The following is a 13176-nucleotide window of genomic DNA, read 5'->3' on the forward strand; positions in this document are numbered from 1 at the left end:
GGATCGGCGCCGACGCGGCATCCGGTCATGGCTCGGGTCTCTCGTGCTTGCCCCCGGGCCGAAGCCACGGGGGCCTTCACTGGATTGGTCCGGCGTAGTGCCGGGACTGAGAGACCATAGCGCAACGCCGGCCCGTGCGCCCGCTAAGTCTTCCTGCAAGAAACCCTAAGAGTTTCGTAACTACTGGCGCTCGATCTCCTCGAGCACGAGGGGGCAGGGAACGTCGAGGCGGAAGCGTCCGCGCCCGGTCTTCTCGATCCGGACCGGGCACATCCGTTCGCGCAGGCGGCGCTGGAGCAGCAGGAGGCGCGCCTCGAGGTTGTCGGCGAACTCGGGCAGGCGCAACCGCGGGTCGAGCCGGAGCTCGCGATTGGTGAACTCCGTCCGCCCGGTCCGCGCGAACTCGCCGACGAGCATCCAGACGATCGCGCCGGCGACGCCCTTGATCAGATAGTCGTGGTTCAGGAAGACGCTGTCGTCGGCGCCGTAGTGGCGGACCACGAGCGGGCCCGCGGGCGCATCCGGGCACGGGGCGGCAGGCGCCGTCGCCCGGGGCGCGTCGTCGCTTGCCTTCGCCAGCGGGATCAGCGACGCGATCCTGTCGGCGACCAGCATCAGCGCGTCCTCGTCGTCGTAGCGGAAGCGCATGGGCTCCGGGCTCTCGGCGAAGAGCACGCCGATCACCCCGCTCTCCGAGAGGATCGGCAGGGCGATCTGGCTCTCGGGCGCGGGCAGGCCCGGATAGGGGATCTCGGTCGCGCCCGACCATTCCACCCCGACGCTGCGCGCCCCGTCGCGGATCGCGCGGCCATAGCTGTAGTCGAAGGCCATCTGGCAGATGCGGATCGGCGACCGCTCGCGGGCGGCGACGCCGACGACGCCGTGGCCGACCTCGACCTCCGAGCCGATGCCCGCGGTCGGATAGCCGAGCGAGGCCACGGTGAAGAGCTGGCGTCCGTTTTCGTCGAGCATGAGCACCATGGCGTGCTCGATGCCGAAGTGCCGCCGGAGACAGGAGAGCACGCGGTCGAAGAGCTCGCCGAGGCTGCCGCTTCCCGCTAGCTCCTGGCTGGTGCGGCGCGCGGCGGAGAGCAGGTTGCGGCTCGGGGGCGGCGGGATCGTCGAAGGCGGGAAGATCGTCTCGATCGAGCGGACGCGGAACACGTCGGCCCCGAGCAGGCGAAACACGCCGTCCATGCCGCTGTGCGAGGCGATGCCGGCGAGCTTGGCCTTCATCGTCTCGAAGAGCGGCCCCTCGGTGCGGGTCTCCTCGAAATCGAGTTCGAGCCGGTAGTCGGCGAGGGCGACGGGGTCGAAGATCTGGACCGAGGCCTGCCGCGTGGCGAGCAGGTTCGCCCGCGTCTTGTTGAAGAACTGGTAGCTGAGCGCGACGCGCTCCGGGTCGACGTAGTGGACCTGGCTGATGAACGAGACGTTCGGCACGCCGGTCTCGTCGCAGGTGGCGAGGACGGCCGGCACCACCCCCTCCATGCAGTCGCGCAGCGTGTCGAGCGCGAGCGGCGTCATGGGCGCAGCGCGGATCCGGCGCCCGGCCCCGGCGTCTGGACGAAGGCTTCCACGGGGGTGAACTCGACCGCGACGACGTCGTCGGGATCGGTGACGCCATAATGGTCCGTCAGTTCCTTCGTATACTTGATCGCCATCAGGCCCGCGCGGAACGCGCGGCATTGGACTTCGAGCGCCATCCCGTCCGCGACGTTCGCCGGCGACACGCGGGCGGCCCTGCCCTTGAGCTGGATTGAGCGGTGCCGCGTCGGCTCGGTGAACGTCGCCGCGATCTGCGCCCCCGCCTGCCAGGCCGCGAGCAGCGCGTGGTGCCCGGTCCGGCGCAGCAGCAGGCGGACCGTGCCGGCCTCGTCGATCCTTGCCGCGAAGCCGCGCCCCGCAAGCGGCCGCCCTGCGGCGCAGGCCGCGACGATGACGGCGACGCCCATCTGGCAATGCGCCGCGATCTCGGGCGTCAGCACGCCGTCGGCGAGCGTCGCCCCGCGCCAGGCGCGCCGCGCGCCGATGTCCTCCGACGGGCTCGCCGGCCCTGTGCCGTCCGTCACCGCCGCCACTCCCAGCCGCCACCAGCGAAGCCTATCACGGCGACGCCCGGTTGCGCCACGCAGGCGCGCGCCGGGCGGCGCGGGTGAAGCTCGTCGGATGCGTCGTCCGGCAGACCCTGTCAGGTCATGCGGGCGATGAGCCCGTCGCGGAGCCAGAGCTGGTGGTAGAGCGCCGCACCGACGTGGAGCGCGATCAACGCGAGAAGGACGGTCTTGCCGAGCATGTGCGCCGCCGCGGCGGGACCGAACTGACCGAACCAGGCGACCGCGCCCGAGGCCGCCATCGCGATCAGGATGACGTAGAAGGCCCAGTGCGCCAGCGCCGCGACGGCCCGAAGCGGCGCCGGCTCGGACGCGGGGGCGGGCGGTGCGCCCCGGGTCAGCCGCAGGCCGAGCCGCCAGAGCGTGAGAACGGCGATCAGCACGCCGACCACGATGTGGCCCACGACGACGCCCGAATAGGCGAACGTCCCCTCGCGCATCCCCGCGCCGAACGCGCGCGCGATGCCGTCGAGAAGCACGTACTGCGCCAGCACGAGGGCTGCGATGGCCCAGTGCAGGAGTTTCTGCGCCCGGCTGTAGCTGACTGGGACGGCTGTGGTCATTGGCGGTCTCCCGGGTTGCCTGATCCTCTAACGCATCTCCTCCGCGCTTCCGTCGCTGCGCGCCGAGAAGCGCCGTCCTCGACATGATGGCGATCTTCCAAATCGGCCCTTGAGCCGATCGCTTCAGAGCCGACCGGGAACCGTGGGCGGCACCGAAACCGCAGCCCAGCCACATACGTCGAATTGCGTTGGACAGGGGGTTGATTTTCGCGCCGATTCCGGCATCATTTCTTCGGACGTGCGCAAAGACACGCGAGCAGAGATACCCAGAGGCAGTTCCAGTGCGACTCCGTCGCCTTTTCATCTATGCGGCGCTCCTGGCGCTCGGCGCCTGCGGCGGCGTCGAGAAGCCGCCGAGCACGACGATCGACGCCTGCCGGATGCAGACCGAGCGGCCGCACTGGTTCAAGGCGATGCGCAAGACCGAGTCCAAGTGGGGCGTCCCGGTCTCGGTGCAGCTCGCCACGATCTCGCGCGAGTCGAGCTTCGTCGGCGACGCGCGTCCGACCAGGAAGGTCAAGGGTCTGTTCTTCACCCGCGAGGTGCAGCGGTCCTCGGCCTACGGCTATGCGCAGGCGATTGACGGCACCTGGGACTGGTACGTGCGCGACACCGGCGCGCGTGGCGCCGACCGGGACGACTTCGCCGACGCCTCGGACTTCATCGGCTGGTACATGAACCTGAACCAGAGGCTGAACGGCGTCTCGACCCGGGACGCCTACAACCAGTACCTGGCGTATCACGAGGGCAAGGCCGGCTACGCGCGCGGCACCTACCGCAACAAGCCCTGGCTGCCGCCGGTGGCGCGTGACGTGCAGGCCCAGGCCAACCGGTACGAAGCGCAGTTGCAGACCTGCTCGCGCTGACGCCCGATCCGATCCGCGGCCCGGGCAGGAGGCCGCCGCGATGGACCGCCTGACCGAGATGGAGGCCTTCGTGCGCGTCGTGGACCATGCCGGGTTCACCGAGGCGGCGCGCAAGATGGGACTGTCGAAATCTGCGGTGTCGAAGCACGTCGCGGCGCTCGAGGCGCGGCTCGCCGTCCGGCTCCTCAACCGGACGACGCGGCGCGTGAGCCCGACCGAGGTCGGCCTCGCCTATTACGACCGGGCCCGGGTCGTGCTCGCCGAGGCGACGGAGGCCGACGCGATGGTCACCTCGATGCAGTCGACTCCGAAGGGGTCGCTGCGCGTCTCGGCGCCGGTCAGCTTCGGGATCGGACACCTCTCGACGGCGGTTGCGCTCTTCCTCCGCGCCTGTCCAGAGGTCGACGTCAACCTGGTGCTCGACGACCGCTTCGTCGAGGTGGTGGCGGAGGGCTTCGACCTTGCGATCCGGGTGGGCGTGCTGGCGGATTCCTCGCTCAAGGCCCGCAAGCTCGCCGAGGCGCGCCGGGTGCTCGCCGCCTCGCCGGACTACGTCGAGCGACTGGGGACGCCGCGGAGCGTCGACGATCTCGGCGAGCACCGGCTTCTGCACTATTCCAACCTCGCGACCGGCAATTTCTGGCGCCTCCAGGGCGCAAGCGGCGAGGAGCGGCACGTCCGGGTGGGCGGGCGGCTCACGGTCAACAACGGCGACTGCCTCATGAAGGCGGCCGAGCAGGGGCTCGGCATCGCGCTCCTGCCGTCGTTCATCCTCGGCGACGCGCTGGCGACGGGGCGGCTCGTCGAGATCCTGCCCCACCGGGCCCCGGACCTGATGGGCATCTGGGCGCTGTATCCGCCCGGGCGCTATCCGCAGCCGAAGCTTCGGGCCTTCGTGGACTTCCTCGCCGAGCACTTCCGCGGCAAGGGGCCGGAGCGCTGGTAAGCCGGGTCTGCGGCCGCCGCTGGCGCGCCCGCCGCCCTCAGCCTCGTGAGCCTGGCGGAGCCCGCGGGGCGCAGGGGGTTTGCATCGCCGGCCGCATGGCTTAAATTCGGAAGCGTCACGCCGGAGGAGCCGCCTTGGAAGGTCCGTCGCCAAGCCGTCTCAACAAGGACGGCATCAAGATCCACCAGCCGGGGGATTTCGACGGGATGCGCGCCGCGGGGCGCGTCGTGGCGGACATCCTGGACCGCATCGGCGGCTCCGTCGCTCCGGGAGTGTCTACCGGCGACCTCGACGCCGAAATCCACCGCATGGTGAAGGACGCCGGCGCGACCTCCGCGACCGTCGGCTACAAGGGCTATCGCCACGCCTCCTGCATCAGCATCAACCATGTGGTCTGCCACGGCATTCCGGGCAACAAGATCCCGGGGCGGTCGAGCGATGTCCTGAAGGACGAGGACATCCTCAACATCGACGTGACGGTGATCGTCGATGGCTGGTACGGCGACTCGAGCCGCATGTACGTGGCCGGCCAGCCGAACCGCAAGGCGGAGCGGCTCGTCGACATAACCCATGACGCGCTGATGGAAGGGATTGCGCAGGTCCGCCCCGGCAACACCTTCGGCGACATCGGCGCCGCGATCCAGCGCTTCGCCGAGGCGCACCGCTGTTCCGTCGTGCGGGATTTCTGCGGGCACGGGCTGGGGCAGGTGTTCCACGCCGCGCCGAACGTGCTGCATTACGGCCGTTGGGGGGCGGGGCCGGTTCTGGAGCCGGGGATGTTCTTCACCATCGAGCCGATGATCAACCTCGGCCGGCCGGAGACGCGGATCCTCGAGGACGACTGGACCGCCGTGACGCGCGACCGGTCGCTCTCGGCGCAGTTCGAGCACTCGGTCGGCGTCACCGACACCGGCGTCGAGATCTTCACGCTTTCTCCCGCCGGACTGTTCCACCCGACCACGCCGCAAGCGGCATAGGCGCCGACTCGGCGACGACAGGAACGTCGGCCAGGAGTCGCCGGACGTCCAGATTGCGTCGCTCGTGAAGTTGACAACCTATACGGTTGGCGTCAGGTGGCTGCGTGCATCACGGACAGCCCGCCTCGGCGCCCGGCGCCACGCAAGGCGACGCCGACGCGAGGCGAACCGGCGCCAGTGAGGTGCGCCCGCCGCCGGGCGCCGCGCCGGCGCCGATGTCGGACGCCGTGATTCTCCTGGCGACCTTCGGCGCCGCGCTCGCCTGCCGCGCCCTCGGCTTCGGCGACGGCGTGCTGCTCGGCGCCACCCCCGCGTCGGGGGTGGCGCTCTTTGCGGCGGTGATCCGGCGCGGGCGCGGAGCGGCGATCGCGACCGCGGGCATCGGGCTCGCCGACCTCGCCGCCGGGCTCGGGCCGGCGCTCGCGCTGATCGACGCCGCCGCCCACGGACTCGCCGCTCTGGCGGGGGCCGGCGCGATGCGCGGGCTGGCGCGCCGCCGCAGGACGCGGAGCCGCACCGGCGACTGGCTGATCTTCCTCGCGGGCGTGACGATCTTTGCCGTCGTCGTCGCCGCGTGCTTCCTCGCCGCCGAGCTCGCCGGGTCGCCGCTGTCGTCGCTGCCGCCGCTGGCGACGGCCAGCCTGGCATTGGTCCTGGAGCCGCTCGGACTCTTCATCGCCGGCGCCGCGATCGCAAGCCTCGACGAGGCGCGGCTCGTGCGGGCCGACCCGCGCCCGGCCTACGCCACCGCGGCGCTGGGGGCGCTGCTGCTGGGCGGGTTCTGGGCGTTGCTCGACGCACGGATCCCCGGACCGAGCCCGGGCGGGATCCTGGTGTCGAGCGCAATCCCGTTCTGCCTGTGGATCGCCATGCAGCCGCGGAGCCTCGATGGCGCGGCGCTGTCGTTCGTCGCGGCGCTGGCCGCGCTGGCGATGCTCCTCGACGAGGTCGGCGCGGTGGCGCGGTCCGAATTCGTGGTCGCGGTGATCTACCTGACCGTGCTGGTGGCGACCTGCCAACTGGTCCATGCGGTCAACCGCGACCGGCTCGCCGCGCTCGCCGAGGTGGAGGCGCGCAAGCGCGACCTCGAGACGCGGGTGGTCGAGCGCACGGCCCGGCTGACCGCGATGACCGAGCGCGCGCTGGCCGCCGACGCGGCCAAGACGCGGTTCCTCGCCACGGTCTCGCACGAAGTCCGGACGCCGCTGAACGGCATCCTCGGCATGGCGAGCGTCATTCTCGCGGATCGGGATCTCGACCCCGACCTGCGCCGTTCCGTCGGCGTGATCCGCACGTCGGGCGCGCATCTCCTCGACGTCATCACCCGGCTTCTCGACTTCACCCGGCTGGAGAGCCGCCGTGGCGAGCCGGAGCCCGTGGCGTTCGACGTCGGCGGGCTGGTCGACGAGGTGCTGGCCGAGGCGCGGTTCCTGCCCTACGCCGCCGGCCTCGACTTCACGGCCGAGATCGAGCCCGGCCTGCCGACGCGACGCGCCGGCCAGCGGATGGGCCTGCGCCAGGTGCTGACGAACCTCGTCGGCAACGCGGCCAAGTTCACCGAGACGGGCGCGGTGACGGTGCGGGTCCGCACATTGGTCGGCGAGGGGCTGCGCATCGAGGTGCGCGACACCGGCGAGGGCGTGCCGCGGGACGCCCGCGAGCGCATCTTCCTGCCCTACGAGCAGGTCGACTCGGGCCGCAGGGTGGGCGGTTCGGGGCTCGGCCTCGCCATCTGCGCGGAGGTGATGCGCCGCATGGGCGGCCGGATCGGCGTCGAGGACGCGCCGGGCGGCGGCTCGGTCTTCTGGATCGAGGCGACCCTGCCCCTCGCAGCGCCCGCGGAAGCGGCGCGTCAGTCGATCAGGTCGTAGTGTCCGGCGATAAGGGCGAACTGAGAGGCCAGCGCAACGACGACCAGGGCCGCATCGAACCGCCGATCGCGCGCCCAGGCGGCGGCGAGCGCGGCGGCTGCAAGCCCGACCTGGCGCACCGGGTAGAGCGGGCCGAGGTCCGCGAAATGCGCCGGGCCCTTCAACGCGGTGTCGAGCAGGTCACAGAGCAGCAGCGCGGCGAGCAGGCCGTAGAACCAGACCCGCCGCGCGTCGAACCAGGCGTCGAGCCGCGCGAAGTCTTCGATCGCGTCCGGCGTCAGCACTGCGCAGGTGAAGAAGTAGAGCGCGGCGTAGAAGACCGCGAAGGCATAGATCTCGAACCGCCAGACGACGACCGAGAGGCCGAACTCGAACCACCAGAGATTCAGGACCGCAACCAGCAGGAACACAGCCCAGCCGACCCAGATCGCCGAGAACCTGGCGTGGCCGGGGTGCTGCACGAGCCGCGCCAGCGACAGGAGGAGCCGGGTCAGGGTGAGGCCCACCACGACGCCGATGACGACCCGAACGTGAAAGAAGGTATCGTGCTGAAGTGCGTCTCCCATCCGACCCTGATGCCAGCGCCGCGCCGAGAGGGCAACCAGCGGCGCCCTTGCGCGCGCGGCGGCGGCGCGCTATGCGAAAACTCGATGGAAATGGTCGGAATAGGGGCCGGGCGGCTGGGTTCCGGCGCGGCTGGCGAGGTCCGGCTCGCGTTCGCCGGCGTGTCGCACGCCTATGACGGCGCGCTGGTGCTCGAGGACGTCTCGCTGGAGTTGCGCGCCGGCGAGGTGGTCAGCCTGCTCGGGCCGTCCGGGTGCGGCAAGTCGACGCTCCTGAAGATCGCCGCCGGCGTGGAGCGCCAGTCGAGCGGCGCCGTCGCGATCGACGGGGTCGTCGTGTCGAAGGCGACGCGCCACCTTCCCCCCGAGTCGCGCGCGATCGGGCTCGTCTTCCAGGATTACGCGCTGTTCCCACACCTCCGGGTCGTCGACAACGTCGCCTTCGGCCTGCGCGCGCCCCGGCCCGAGCGGGAGCGTCGGGCGCGCGCGCTGCTCGACCGGGTCGGGATGGGCAGGCACGAGGACAAGTACCCTCACCAGCTTTCCGGCGGCGAGCAGCAGCGGGTGGCGCTCGCCCGCGCCATCGCCCCGCAACCGCGCATCCTGCTGATGGACGAGCCGTTCTCCGGCCTCGACGACCGGCTGCGCGACGGCGTGCGCGACGAGACGCTCGACATCCTGAAGGAGGAGGGGACGGCCGCGCTGATGGTCACGCACGAGCCCGAGGAGGCGATGCGCATGTCCGACCGCATCGCGCTGATGCGCAACGGGCGCATCGTCCAGCAGGCCGCGCCCTACGACATCTACAACGCGCCCGCCGACAAGCAGGCGGCGATGTTCTTTTCCGACATCAACGTCATTCCCGGCGTGGTGCGCGGCGCCGAGGCCGAGACCGCGTTCGGCCGCTTTCCGACCGGCAGCCGGCCTGAGGGCGCCGAGGTCGAGGTGGTGATCCGTCCGCAGCACCTGCGCATGGACTTCGACCGCAACGGCGCGGGGCCTCTGCCCACGGCGCGCGACGGCGTCGCCGCGCTGAGCCGCGTGGCCCGGGCGCGGTTCGTCGGCGACCAGTCGATCGTCGAGCTTCGACTCGACCACGACGGTTCGACCCTCAAGGCGAAGGTTCCCGGCGTTTTCCTGCCCCGCCCGGGCACGCCGTTCTGGCTCACCGCGCCGCGCGACCGCTGCTTCGTGTTCCCGCGCCAGGGATGACGCGCCGGTCGCGTTCGCGCGAGGCGGCGGTTTCGGGTTTGATCATCCCCCCGCGCAGGCTTATGTGAGAAGGGGAGCGCAGCCGCCTTTCGGGGCGGCCCGCGTCGCATGGGGAGAGAGACATGCTGAACAATATCGGCCCGGCAGGTCTGCTGCTCGTCGCCATCGTGGTTCTGGTCCTGTTCGGTCGGGGCAAGATCGCCGGCCTGATGGGCGAGGTGGGCAAGGGCATCACCAGCTTCAAGCGCGGCATCAAGGAAGGCGCCGACGAGATCGAGAACGACCGGCGCAACGCCGCAGCCGAGGCGGCCCGCGACGTGACGCCCGAGAAGGAGAAGGTATGACCCGCTAGGGGTCGCCGCGCGTCATGTTCGACATCGGCTGGGGCGAACTGTTCCTGATCGGCGTCGTCGCGCTGATCGTGGTGGGTCCGAAGGACCTGCCCGGGCTGTTCCGCGCGGCCGGGCAGTTCATGGGACGCGCCCGTGCGATGGCGCGGGACTTCCAGCGCTCCATGGAGGCCGCCGCCGACGAGAGCGGCTTCAAGGACGCGACGCAACAACTGAAGGCGCTCGACCGGCTGAACTACTCGGCCACCAACTCGGCGCGCAAGTATGCGGCGAGCATGGTGAAGGACATCGACGACACCGTAGAGAAGGCGGCGCCTGCCGCTGACCCGCCCGCGGCCGAACCGGCCGTGGCGCCAGCCGCGGCCGTGGCGGACGACCCGAAGCCCGAGCCCGCGGCGGCGCCGGACGGCGGCAAGCCATGACGACGGACAGGGACGAGATCGACGACTCGACGGCGCCGCTGATCGAGCATCTCGCGGAACTGCGGAGCCGGCTCATCTACTCGGTGGTCGCCTTCGCGGTGGCGATGGTCGCCTGCTTCGCGATCGCCGGCCCGATCTTCAACTTTCTCGCGGCCCCGATCGCCGGTCTGCTCGTCGCCCACGGGCAGGAGCCGCAGCTGATCTTCACCGGCCTCCAGCAAGGCTTCATGACCCAGGTGCGGATTTCGGTCTTCGGCGGCTTCATCGCCGCCTTCCCGGTGATCGGCTACCAGTTGTGGCGCTTCGTCGCGCCGGGCCTCTACCGCAAGGAGAAGCGGGCCTTCCTGCCCTTCATCCTCGCCTCGCCGCTCCTGTTCCTGCTCGGCTGCGCCTTCGCCTTCTACGTGGTGATTCCGCTCGCCTACGACTTCTTCCTCGGCTTCCAGCAGTTCGGGACCGGCACGCCGGTCGAAGGGCAGCAGGACGTCGAGATCCAGTTCCTTGGCACGATCAACGAGTATCTCTCGCTGACGATGAAGTTCATGATCGCCTTCGGCCTCTGCTTCCAGTTGCCGGTGGCGCTGACGCTGATGGGCATAGCGGGTCTGGTGAGCGCGCGGTCGCTGTCGAAGTTCCGGCGCTATGCGGTCGTCCTGATGCTGATCACCGCGGCGATGGTGACTCCCGGGCCAGACGTCATCTCGCAGCTTATCCTCTTCGCCGCCATATATCCGCTCTACGAGATCTCCATCCTTCTCGTCCGCTCGGTCGAGCGCAAGCGTGAGGCCGAGCTTCGCGCCGCCGGGCTGTGGGACGAGGATCTCGAGGGCGCCAGGGACGGCACGTGACCAGGGATGACGATGCGCTGGAGCGCATCGCCGCCGCGCTCGAGCGCCTGAGCCCACCACCGGCGCCGCCGCCCGACTTCGACGCCGCGGACGCCTTCGTCTGGAGGCCTGACCCCGACCGGCTCGACCCGGTGCCGCAGGTCTCGCGCGTCGCGCTGTCGCTCCTCGTGGGCGTCGATCGCGCCCGCGACACGCTGCTCGCCAACACCAGGCAGTTCGCGCGCGGTTTCCCGGCTAACAACGTGCTGCTCTGGGGCGCGCGCGGCATGGGCAAGTCGTCGCTGGTGAAGGCGGCGCACGCCGCCGCCGCGGCCGAGACGCCCGGTCTCAAGCTGGTTGAGTTGCACCGCGAGGATCTGCCCAGCATCGGCCGGCTGCTCGCGCTCCTGCGGGGGGCCGCCCAGCGTTTCCTGCTGTTCTGCGACGATCTTTCCTTCGAGAAGGACGACGCGCACTACAAAAGCCTGAAGGCCGTGCTCGACGGGGGTGTGGAGGGGCGGCCCGGGAACGTCGTGCTCTATGCCACCTCGAACCGACGGCACCTGATGCCTCGGGACATGATCGAGAACGAGCGCCAGACCGGCGTGAACCCTTCGGAGGCCGTCGAGGAGAAGGTCTCGCTTTCGGATCGCTTCGGATTGTGGCTTGGCTTCCACAATTGCTCGCAGGACGATTTCCTCGCGATGATCCGCGGCTATTGCGACGCCTACGGAGTCGCAATTTCCGGCGAGGAGATGCGCGCCGAGGCGATCGAGTGGAGCCAGACCCGTGGCGGCCGCTCCGGCCGCGTGGCCTGGCAGTACGTCACCGATCTGGCGGGACGCAGGGGCGTAAGGCTGGGATAGATGCAGCCTTCCCACCCGATGGATGCCGGTAACGATGAAACGTCCGACCGAATCCGTCCGGAGCTCACATCATGGGGATCGTTTCCCACCGTCATCGCATGATCTTCCTGAAGACCCGAAAGACCGCAGGATCCTCAGTGGAGATCTGGCTGGCGCCCTACCTTGACCCGGAAGCCGACCATGCGGCGCTGACTGCCGATTTGAGGGACCACCGACCCGATCTGGCGTCGAGGCTGAAACCACGGGGCCTCAAGCCCCATGCCACCGCGGCCGAGGTCCGATCCCTGATCGGCGACGGCATATGGCGCAGCTACTTCAAGTTTGCCATCGAGCGAAACCCGTGGGATCGGTTGATCTCGCTATGGCGATGGCGTCAGAGCCACCGCAACGCCGCTATCTCCCTCCAGGCGTTTCTCGACGCGATTGCCGACGGCTCCCCGGATCGGCTGAAGGCCGCGAATGCGGATGGTTGGTCGAACTGGCCGATCTACACCATCGAAGACAGAATCGCTGTAGATCGGTTGGTTCTCTATGATCGCCTCGAAGCCGGAGTCGCCGAAGCCTTGGCGCAGGTTGGAATTGAGTACGATGGCGGGCTTCCCCGAGCGAAGGCAGGCATTCGGTCAAGCGGCGACACGACGGACTCGCTCTCGGCGAGTCAACGCGCGTTGATCGCCGATCTCGCCCGAAAGGAGATCGGCACTTTCGGCTTTTCGCTCTAGGCAGGCGGCGCATGGCATTCAAGATGTTCGTCGACGCTAACGGCGTCCCATACAGCGACTACGGGACGTATCGCGGGCTCGTCATAGGTCGTCAGCGAAGCATACTTGCGGTGGCGGAGCGGGGCCTGTGGTACTGGAACGAGCTCCTTCGCGGGGGGGAGCCGCCGGTTCTGCTGAGCTACGACTGGACGAGATGGCCGGAGAACTTTGCCGAGTTCCGGCCATCGGACGAGGCCGAAGCGCGACGAATGCTCACATGCTGCGCCGATTGGCTGCTCGCCGGCTTGCAACGACGCGGCGGCTTCGCCGTTTGGGTCTATTCCTATCCGTTCTCGTACGAGACCGGGCCGGGATGGCGGTCATCTCATGCCCAGGCGGTCGGCGCGCAGCTTCTGGTTCGGGCAGCCGAGACCACTGGCAACATCGCGTACGTCGAGCCGCTGGGCGATCTCGTCGCCGCGTTCCGGGTCGAAATCGCGGCCGGCGGCCTTTCGACACGGACCCAAGGAGGAAACCTCTGGTTCGAGAAAATGGCGGACGTGGGAAATCAGCAGCCCAAAGTGTTGAACGGACTGCTCTTCACTATCCTCGGACTCAGGGATGTCGGCGAACGGGCGCCATCGTCGGCTGCCATGGAGCTTGCCGGGAGGGGGATGGAAGCCGCTCTGGAACTGCTGCACAGGTTCGATCTGGGCGATTGGTCGGCATACGACATTCATGGCCGGCGCGCGTCGCCGCACTATCACGCCATCCACGTCAAGCAACTCGCCATCCTGTCAGCCATAGATCCGGCGTTCGCGGCTTGGCATGCTCGCTTCGAGAGCTACGCGCGATCGGCTCGATGACAGGAGCCGTGTGGACGGCGTCGTTCATCCCG

15 protein-coding genes are annotated in these 13176 nt (G+C 69.7%); 11 read left to right on the plus strand and 4 right to left on the minus strand.

Annotation, left to right across the window (positions count from 1 at the left end):
* Positions 1 to 180 precede the first annotated feature (180 nt).
* The 3 genes from KBA23_RS02520 to KBA23_RS02530 all read right to left on the minus strand — a co-directional run bounded on the left by KBA23_RS02520 (position 181) and on the right by KBA23_RS02530 (position 2677).
* Positions 181 to 1527 (minus strand): GAF domain-containing protein, encoded by a 1347-nt coding sequence (locus tag KBA23_RS02520; protein ID WP_290736476.1) that lies wholly within the window; start codon positions 1525 to 1527, stop codon positions 181 to 183.
* Positions 1524 to 2072 carry a hypothetical protein gene (locus tag KBA23_RS02525; RefSeq protein ID WP_290736479.1) on the minus strand — a complete coding sequence of 183 codons (549 nt, stop codon included), beginning with the start codon at positions 2070 to 2072 and terminating at the stop codon, positions 1524 to 1526. The genes KBA23_RS02520 and KBA23_RS02525 overlap by 4 nt, the downstream gene beginning before the upstream one ends.
* A 119-nt stretch (positions 2073 to 2191) precedes the next feature.
* The gene (locus tag KBA23_RS02530; protein WP_290736482.1) at positions 2192 to 2677 is read right to left on the minus strand and encodes a cytochrome b/b6 domain-containing protein; all 486 of its coding nucleotides are present in this window, start codon (positions 2675 to 2677) and stop codon (positions 2192 to 2194) included.
* A gap of 281 nt (positions 2678 to 2958) precedes the next feature.
* On the opposite strand from KBA23_RS02530, the gene KBA23_RS02535 reads away from it, so the two are divergent.
* The 4 genes from KBA23_RS02535 to KBA23_RS02550 all read left to right on the plus strand — a co-directional run bounded on the left by KBA23_RS02535 (position 2959) and on the right by KBA23_RS02550 (position 7337).
* On the plus strand, positions 2959 to 3543 hold the full coding sequence (locus KBA23_RS02535) for a lytic transglycosylase (RefSeq protein ID WP_290736485.1): 585 nt from the start codon (positions 2959 to 2961) through the stop codon (positions 3541 to 3543).
* Positions 3544 to 3583: 40 nt separating this feature from the next.
* Positions 3584 to 4489, plus strand: coding sequence for a LysR family transcriptional regulator (locus KBA23_RS02540; protein WP_290736488.1), 906 nt, complete (start codon positions 3584 to 3586; stop codon positions 4487 to 4489).
* A 134-nt stretch (positions 4490 to 4623) separates the two neighbouring features.
* Positions 4624 to 5466, plus strand: coding sequence for a type I methionyl aminopeptidase (map, locus tag KBA23_RS02545; protein ID WP_290736491.1), 843 nt, complete (start codon positions 4624 to 4626; stop codon positions 5464 to 5466).
* A 227-nt stretch (positions 5467 to 5693) separates the two neighbouring features.
* Positions 5694 to 7337 (plus strand): ATP-binding protein, encoded by a 1644-nt coding sequence (locus KBA23_RS02550; RefSeq protein WP_290736494.1) that lies wholly within the window; start codon positions 5694 to 5696, stop codon positions 7335 to 7337.
* Here KBA23_RS02550 and KBA23_RS02555 read toward each other — a convergent pair.
* Complete coding sequence (locus tag KBA23_RS02555) at positions 7319 to 7903, minus strand: hypothetical protein (RefSeq protein ID WP_290736497.1); 585 nt, start codon at positions 7901 to 7903, stop codon at positions 7319 to 7321. The two genes, KBA23_RS02550 and KBA23_RS02555, sit on opposite strands and share 19 nt — an antisense overlap.
* A gap of 84 nt (positions 7904 to 7987) precedes the next feature.
* On the opposite strand from KBA23_RS02555, the gene KBA23_RS02560 reads away from it, so the two are divergent.
* The 7 genes from KBA23_RS02560 (at position 7988) to KBA23_RS02590 (ending at position 13144) form a co-directional block, all read left to right on the plus strand.
* Positions 7988 to 9112: an ABC transporter ATP-binding protein gene (locus tag KBA23_RS02560; RefSeq protein WP_290736501.1), complete on the plus strand. Its 1125-nt coding sequence runs from the start codon at positions 7988 to 7990 to the stop codon at positions 9110 to 9112.
* Positions 9113 to 9234: 122 nt separating this feature from the next.
* Positions 9235 to 9456, plus strand: a complete 222-nt coding sequence (locus KBA23_RS02565) for a twin-arginine translocase TatA/TatE family subunit (protein WP_290736504.1) — start codon at positions 9235 to 9237, stop codon at positions 9454 to 9456.
* A 23-nt stretch (positions 9457 to 9479) separates the two neighbouring features.
* The gene (gene tatB / locus KBA23_RS02570) at positions 9480 to 9884 is read left to right on the plus strand and encodes a Sec-independent protein translocase protein TatB (RefSeq protein ID WP_290736508.1); all 405 of its coding nucleotides are present in this window, start codon (positions 9480 to 9482) and stop codon (positions 9882 to 9884) included.
* Positions 9881 to 10732 carry a twin-arginine translocase subunit TatC gene (gene tatC, locus KBA23_RS02575; RefSeq protein WP_290736512.1) on the plus strand — a complete coding sequence of 284 codons (852 nt, stop codon included), beginning with the start codon at positions 9881 to 9883 and terminating at the stop codon, positions 10730 to 10732. The genes tatB and tatC overlap by 4 nt, the downstream gene beginning before the upstream one ends.
* Positions 10729 to 11577 carry an ATP-binding protein gene (locus KBA23_RS02580; RefSeq protein WP_290736515.1) on the plus strand — a complete coding sequence of 283 codons (849 nt, stop codon included), beginning with the start codon at positions 10729 to 10731 and terminating at the stop codon, positions 11575 to 11577. The genes tatC and KBA23_RS02580 overlap by 4 nt, the downstream gene beginning before the upstream one ends.
* Positions 11578 to 11648: 71 nt before the next feature.
* Positions 11649 to 12299: a sulfotransferase family 2 domain-containing protein gene (locus KBA23_RS02585; protein ID WP_290736518.1), complete on the plus strand. Its 651-nt coding sequence runs from the start codon at positions 11649 to 11651 to the stop codon at positions 12297 to 12299.
* Between the two features lie 11 nt (positions 12300 to 12310).
* Positions 12311 to 13144 (plus strand): D-glucuronyl C5-epimerase family protein, encoded by an 834-nt coding sequence (locus KBA23_RS02590; RefSeq protein ID WP_290736521.1) that lies wholly within the window; start codon positions 12311 to 12313, stop codon positions 13142 to 13144.
* Positions 13145 to 13176 lie beyond the last annotated feature (32 nt).

Origin of the sequence: Amaricoccus sp. (assembly GCF_017995835.1) — a bacterium.
Classification (GTDB): Bacteria; Pseudomonadota; Alphaproteobacteria; order Rhodobacterales; family Rhodobacteraceae; genus Amaricoccus.